We start from the raw sequence: 7,459 nt of genomic DNA, 5'->3' as shown, positions 1-7,459 counted from the left end.
GCCGGCCACCGCGACCGCCGCGACGCCGCCGGCACACCCCGAGCCGCTGGTGCAAGGCGGGTTACTGGGGGCCATCAGTTCAAGCATCGACGAGGTCCAGTCCAGGCTTGATCTCAATCAGAACCTGGTCGACGCCTGGCGCCTGCGTGCCGACCGCGCGGCCGATGAAGTGGATCAGTTGGTCAATCAGCCTTCGGCCCGTTCGGCCTGGAGCGTCGCCAGCGATTTCCTGCTGTTGACCTGCGTGTGGGCGGCCGTGTTTGCCTGTCTTTGGCTGCTAGGGCGGATGATCGCCAGGCGCCTGTGCGAGCACCGTTTACTGCTCAGTCGCGAACGGGGCCAGGCGTTGCTCGGTTACGTGCTGCCCTACACCTTGCCGGCGGTGGTCAGTCTGCCGTTAACGATTTATGCCAGCCAGTTTTTGCCGATATCGGCCGGTCGGGCGCTGGCGCTGTGTCTGGCTTATGCCGCGAGCGCGGGGATATTTTCCGCGTCATTGGTGATGTCGCTGGTGGTGGCGTTCAATGCCGGGCACAAGCGGCGGGCGGTGCAGATCATCCGCGAGAACAGTCCCCGGCCGTTATTCGGTATCGGCTTTCTGGTGGCCTTGAGCGATGCCCTGACCAGTCCGCAGATCGCCCATCAACTGGGCAACAATCTCACCAGCAGCATCGCCGTGTTCACCGGGTTGGCGGCGTCGATTGCCTTCGGCTTGCTGGTGATCCGCATGCGTCGCCCGGTGGCCCATGTGATCCGCATCCTGCCGCTGGCCCAGCGCCTCGGTCAGCCGGCATTGCGTGAAACCCTGCGGATATTTTCCGGGCTTTGGTATTGGCCGATTCTGTTGATGGTACTGGTGTCGATCGTCAACCTGATCGGTGCCGGGGCGGACAACCAGAGAGTGCTGCGCAGCGCCTTGTTCACCACGGTGTTGCTGATTGCCACGGTGTTTCTCAGCACCACGCTGCACCATCTGTTCAAGGCGCGCAGCGCAGCGGACCTGCGCCGCAGCGGCGCCTACAAGGAGCGTTTTCTCAACTTGTCCCATGCCTTAGTGCGCATCGGCATGGCCATCGTGTTCATCGATATCCTCGGGCGGATCTGGGGCGTGTCGCTGTTCGAATTCGCGGTGAGCAATGCCGTGGGCCGGGCGATCAGTGATTCCCTGAGCCACATCGGCCTGATCCTGCTGGTGACCTGGATGGTCTGGGTGGTGCTCGACACGGCGATTCAGGAAGCCCTGAAACCACCGGCCAACAAGCGCTCGGCGCGCCAGCCCAGTACGCGGGTGAAAACCATCCTGCCGCTGCTGCGCAACGCGATCAAAATCATCCTGGTGGTGATTTGCGCGATCACCACCATGGCCAACCTGGGGATCAACGTCGCGCCGTTCCTGGCCGGTGCCGGGGTCATCGGCCTGGCAATCGGTTTCGGCTCCCAGCAGCTGGTGCAGGACGTGATTACCGGGTTGTTCATCATCATCGAAGACACCCTGTCCATCGGCGACTGGGTGGTGCTGGATTCCGGGCATGCCGGCACGGTCGAAGGCCTGACCATCCGCACCTTGCGCCTGCGCGACGGCAAGGGTTTCGTGCACTCGGTGCCGTTCGGGCAGATCAAGGCCGTGACCAACCAATCGCGGCAATTCGCCTATGCGTATTTCTCGGTGCAATTCACCTATGACACCGATGTCGACAAAGCCATCGAGCTGATCCGCGAGGCCGGGCATTCCATCAGCAGCGACCCGTTCCTGCGCTACAACCTGCAAGGGCCGCTGGATGTGTTTGGCGTCGACAAGATGGACCTCAACGGCGTGGTGCTGACCGCGCAATTCCGCACGGTGTCCGGTGGCCAGTATGCCGTGAGCCGGGCCTTCAACCAGCGCCTGAAAAAGCTTGTGGATAACTGCCCGTGGGTGCATTTCGCGCAGACTTATCCACAACAGGCGCTGGTACCGAGGCATCCGGTCGAGCCACCACTCGAGGCCGTGCATGAGCCGGATCATTCGGCGGTGCTGATGCCGGATCGGCCGCGGTCGCAGTAAGTCGTCAAGGAAATCTTCGGAGGCTGTGATGGCCTCAGAGGGATTTATGAACGACACAGATCAACTGTGGGAGCGGGCTTGCTCGCGAAGGGGGCAGACCAGACAACCTCAATGCCGGATCAGTTTGCTGCGCACCCCGGCACCCGCCTGCTGATCCAGCTCCACCCAGATCTGCTGCTTGCCGGCAATCTCTGCGGCGACTGGCAACCCGTCGCGATACACCAGCCGATTGCTCGCCAGTGCCGGCACCTTCGCTCCCGGCAACAACGTGCCGGCGAGATTCAGCGGATCGACCCCGCACACCGCGACCAGACTGCCGTCATGAGGCTTGCGCCGCACCTCCCGCAACAATGGAATCGCCTCGGGCAAGGCGAATTGCTCACCCGCCAGGCCGCTGACAAACCGTCCGCCACGAATCTCACCGCGTGCCTCCAGACGATGGAACGTACGCAGCAGTTCGCGCCAGCCCGGTAGCCAGTCCGCCTCTCGTTCCAGCAAGCGCCAGAACACCACGCCGTAGCGGCGCAGCAACGTCATGGCGATGTGTTCCAGCGTTTCGGCCGGTGCTGGCGCGGGACGCTGGTTTTCCGCCACCGGTGCGGCAGGCGCGCGTCGCAACAGGGCCCAGCGCCCGGCATCGTCCATGCCTCCGATGAATGCTCCGCGCCCACGCCGACTGTTGCGTGGCTGGCGCTTGCTGGCCGGGGTGATCAGTGCGCGCAACCCGGCGAAGCTGTCGGCGTTCACCAGCCCGGCGCCCACCAGTTCCTGCAGGGCGATTTCCAGTTCCGAACGCAGCAGATGGGCCTCATGGATCAGCTCATCGAAAAACAGCGCGCCGTGCTGGCTGAGGGCGGCGTGGACCTTTTGCGTTTTCGGCGACAGTTCGCTGACCGGCGTCTGCTCGGTCAAGCCGCTCCAGAGGCCGACCCGGTTGCGTGGCAACAAGACAATCGGCGTGCTGCGCAGGGCGGTGCTGGCGCTTTTGTTGTGTGCAGTCAGGCGTGTCCACACCAGTCTGCCGCTGCGGCACAACTCATCCAGCCAGGACGCCGAGTAGTCCTTGATTCGCGCCGGCAGGATGTCGCTGTCCCAGGCTGAAGCGGCGGCGGGGTAGCCCTCGAATTGCGCGACGACGGCTGGCAATACCGCCGCGCCCCGGCCCTGGCTTGCGCTCGACACATGCTGCCAGTCGAACAGGAATCGCATGAAATCCTGCAACGCCACCGGTTCGATTTCCCGACGCAGGCGCTTGACCGTATAGCGGTGAATCCGCGCCAGCAAATGTCGCTCGCACCATTCTTCCTGAGCGGTGCCCGGGGTGAAGCGGCCGCGCAGCACGTAGCCTTCGCGTTCCAGTTGCGCCAGGGCTTGATTGACCTGCGCGGCGGGCAAGGCGAGTGGTTCGGCAATGGCATTGAGTGGGAGCGGTCCGAAGGCGCTGAGCCTTGCGCGGATCAGTTCGAGTACGGCTTCCTCGGGCGCCCAGGCTTCATCGAAGTCCGGTAGCACTTGCAGGGGCGGCGTCATTTCGGCCTGTGGATAAATCGCCCGCAGGCAGGTCAGGCGCTCCAGCGCCAGCCACAGCGATTGCCCGGCGTTGATCTGCATACGGCTCGCGCGTCCGCTGTCGGCCAGGGTATCGAGCCAGTCGAGCCATTGCGGATTGGCGCTGGCCTCGGCATCGCTGATGCACGCCAGGCTCATCAAGGCCTCGTGCATTTCATCGACACCGGAGGGTGCCGGCCAGGCTTCGTCGCGCACGGCGGCAATCGCTTCGGCGTCCAGCGCGCTGAGGTCGTCAGTGGATTGCGGGTCGCTCCAGCGGCGATTGAGCACCGCTTGGGTACGGCGTTCCTCCAGCGGCGCATCGTCGAGAAAGGTATAGGGCCGGGCGCTGAGAATCTCCGCCGCCAGCGGCGAGGGCGTCGGCAAGTCGCGGCTGATCAGGCGAATGTCGCCGCGCTCCATGCGCCGCAACAAGGCCAGCCAGCCTTCACTGTCCATGGCATCGTGCAGGCAGTCGTCGAGGGTTTGCTCTACCAGCGGATGGTCGGGAATCTCCCGTTCGCCGGCGAGGTTTTCCACGCAGGCGATCTGATCGGGAAACACGCTGGCAATCAGGTCTTCGCTTTTCATCCGCTGGATCTGCGGCGGGACTTTGCGTCCGCCGCTGTAGCGCGGTAGCGCCAGGGCCACCCCGGCATTCCAGCGCCAGCGCACGCCGAACAGCGGCGCGTCGAGCACGGCCTGAATCAGCAGGTGCTCGGCGCTGTTGCTGTGCAGGTAGCGCCAGACATCGTCCAGTTCAAAACTGTGGCTGGTGGACAGCGACAGCACGATGGCGTCTTCGCTGGCGGCGGCCTGCAATTCGAAGTTGAAGGTGCGACAGAAACGCTTGCGCAGGGCCAGGCCCCAGGCACGGTTGATGCGGCTGCCAAACGGCGTGTGAATGACCAGTTGGGTGCCGCCGGATTCGTCGAAAAAACGCTCCATCAGCAGCGTGTCCTGTGATGGCAGGGCGCCCAGCGTTTGCCGTGCACGGGCCAGGTAGTCCACCAGTTGTCCGGCGCTGGCGAGGTTCAGGCCCAGGGTGTCAGTCAGCCAGTCGAGCGCTGGCTGCAAGTTGCCAGGCGCGGCACCCAGCAGGTCGTCGAGTTGAGCCTGTAAGCGTGCCACCGCCGAAGACAATTCGGCACTGCGCCCCGGCGCCTCCCCAAGCCAGAACGGAATGGTCGGTGGCTGGCCCTGGGCATCCTCGACCCGCACCTTGCCGGTTTCCACGCGCAGGATCCGATAGGACGTATTGCCCAACTGGAAGATATCCCCGGCGATGCTTTCCACCGCGAAGTCTTCGTTGATGGTGCCAATGTTCAGCCCTTGAGGCTCCAGCAATACGCTGTAGTCGGCGTTGTCCGGAATGGTCCCGCCACTGGTCACCGCCGTCAGTTTTGCGCCCCGGCGACCGCGCAGGGTACGGTTCACGGCGTCGCGGTGCAGGTAGGCGCTGCGCATGCCTTGTCGCCCGTTGTAGCCCTCGGTGAGCATGTGCAGCAGCGCCTGATAGTGTTTGTCGTCGAGTCCGGCGTAGGGCGCGGCGCGGCGCAGCATCTCCAGCAGCGCCTGTTCCGACCACTCCTGGCAACTGACTTCGGCGATGATCTGTTGTGCCAGCACATCCAGCGGCGCTTGCGGGATCAACAAGGTATCGAGTTCGCCCCGGCGCACGCAGTCGAGCAGCGCGGCGCATTCGATCAGGTCGTCGCGAGTGGTGGCGAACAAACGGCCCTTGGGCGTACCGCCGACCTGGTGCCCGGAGCGGCCGACCCGTTGCAGAAACCCGGCAATCGAACGCGGCGAGGCGATCTGGCACACCAGGTCGACGTCGCCGATATCGATCCCCAGTTCCAGCGACGCCGTGGCAATCAGCACTTGCAAGTCGCCGCGCTTGAGTCGCTGCTCGGCGTCCAGGCGAAACTCCTTGGCCAGGCTGCCGTGGTGGGCGGCCACGGCGTCCTTGCCCAGGCGTTCGCTCAGGTGACGGCTCAGGCGTTCGGCCAGGCGCCGCGTGTTGACGAAAATCAGCGTGGTCCGGTGTTCCCGGGCGAGGGCGGCGAGGCGGTCGTAGACCAGTTCCCAGACATCGTTGGCCATCACTGCCGACAGCGGCACGGGCGGCACTTCGATGTCCAGGTCGCGGGGGCGGGCGTGGCCGATGTCGACGATCTCGCACGGACGCTCGCGACCGACGAGGAAGCGCGAGACGGCTTCGATCGGTTTTTGCGTGGCCGACAGACCGATGCGCAGAAGTGGTTGTGCGCACAGTGCCTGCAGGCGTTCAAGGCTCAGCGTCAGATGGCTGCCGCGTTTGTTGGCGGCCATGGCGTGGATTTCGTCGATGATCACCGTTTGTGTCGTGCCGAGCATCTGCCGACCGGAATCGGAACCGAGCAACACGTACAGGGATTCCGGCGTGGTCACCAGAATGTGCGGTGCCGTCTTGCGCATCGCCGAACGATCTTTTTGTGGTGTGTCGCCGGTGCGCACGGCCGTGGTGATCTGCAATTCGGGCAGGCCCATCAGACGCAATTGCTCGGTAATGCCGGCCAGCGGGTTTTGCAGGTTGATCTGGATATCGTTGGACAGCGCCTTGAGCGGCGAGACGTAGACCACCAGGGTGGCGTCGGGCAGGCCTTCGGGGTTTTCCAGGCCGCGATGCACCAGGTCATCGATGACGGCGAGGAAGGCGGTGAGGGTTTTGCCGGAGCCGGTGGGCGCGGCGATCAGGGTCGAGCGCTGCTGGCGGATCAACGGCCACGCCCGGGCCTGGGCGGCGGTGACCGCTGCGAACGTGTGGCTGAACCAGGCGCTGACGGCAGGGTGAAAGCCGCTCAGCGCACTGTCTGCGGGGATGGGCAGGTTCATGCAGCAAGTTATGCGGGTGGGGGCGAAAGATGCAAGTACCACTCAGGGATCTCTATTGGCTGACAGGGCCCCTTCGCGGGCAAGCCCGCTCCCACAGTGTCCGTGTCGTTCACAAATTACCTATTCACAGAAAATCCCTGTGGGAGCGAGCTTGCTCGCGATGAGGCCAGTGGCAGCACCACAAATCCCTGACATCTACACTTTACGGATGACGGTTGCGCACTAAACCCGCAAAATGCAACGATTCCGGCAATTACCAACGACATCGCCTGGGCGCGGTGTCGATAAAGCCATTGTTTCAATCAGACTGGGCCTGCTGACTCTATGCGAATGCGCCTTATGTTACTGGGCGGCGGAAATGCCCTTGGGCAGGCGCTGATTCGCCTCGGTGCGGAGGAAGACATCGGCTTCCTCGCCCCCCGCCCGCCGCAAGACGGCTGGGATGCCGCGAGCCTGACACAACTGCTCGACGACACCCGTCCCGATGCATTGATCAACCTTGCCTACTACTTCGACTGGTTTCAGGCAGAGGCGGTGAGCGAACAGCGCCTGGCCGGCCAGGAGCGTGCGATCGAGCGTCTGGCGGAACTGTGCCAGCACCACAACATCGTTCTGCTGCAACCTTCCAGCTATCGCGTGTTCGACGGTTCCCGCGCCACGGCCTACAGCGAAAAAGACGAACCCGTGCCACTGGGCCTGCGGGGCCAGGCGTTATGGCGGATCGAACAGAGCGTTCGCGCCACCTGCCCGCAACACGTACTGCTGCGTTTCGGCTGGCTGCTGGACGACAGCCCGGACGGCACCCTTGGCCGCTTCCTCGCCCGTGCCGAACAACCCGAAGAACTGCTGATGGCCGACGACCCGCGCGGCAATCCGACCCCCGGCGCCGCCGCCGCCCCGGTGGTGATTTGAGTGCTCAAGCAACACGATTTCGCTGCGCCGCGGGGGGGGCCGGACCACAACCAGTCTGGTATAAACAACAGACGCGGC

General features: G+C 64.2%; 2 protein-coding genes and 1 pseudogene. 2 read left to right on the top strand and 1 reads right to left on the bottom strand.

The window, feature by feature from the left end; translation table 11 throughout:
• Nucleotides 1-2,044 (top strand): mechanosensitive ion channel family protein (locus ACCD00_RS29565; RefSeq protein ID WP_413428755.1); only part of this gene is annotated, 2,044 nt, incomplete at its 5' end.
• A 108-nt stretch (nucleotides 2,045-2,152) separates the two neighbouring features.
• On the opposite strand, the gene ACCD00_RS29560 is transcribed toward ACCD00_RS29565, so the two are convergent.
• On the bottom strand, nucleotides 2,153-6,469 hold the full coding sequence (locus ACCD00_RS29560) for a DNA glycosylase AlkZ-like family protein (protein ID WP_413428754.1): 4,317 nt from the start codon (nucleotides 6,467-6,469) through the stop codon (nucleotides 2,153-2,155).
• Between the two features lie 324 nt (nucleotides 6,470-6,793).
• On the opposite strand from ACCD00_RS29560, the pseudogene ACCD00_RS29555 reads away from it, so the two are divergent.
• A pseudogene (locus tag ACCD00_RS29555) lies at nucleotides 6,794-7,378 on the top strand (sugar nucleotide-binding protein); the annotation flags it as partial.
• Nucleotides 7,379-7,459 lie beyond the last annotated feature (81 nt).

Origin of the sequence: Pseudomonas sp. Pseusp3 (assembly GCF_047304225.1) — a bacterium.
Lineage (GTDB): Bacteria > Pseudomonadota > Gammaproteobacteria > Pseudomonadales > Pseudomonadaceae > Aquipseudomonas > Aquipseudomonas fluorescens_CD.
This window is presented reverse-complemented; position numbering and strand designations above follow the sequence as displayed.

What these genes read in the sequence shown, in the direction of transcription:
- ACCD00_RS29560 (WP_413428754.1), bottom strand. Translation starts at nt 6,469, where the DNA reads ATGAACCTGCCCATCCCCGCAGACAGTGCGCTGAGCGGCTTTCACCCT.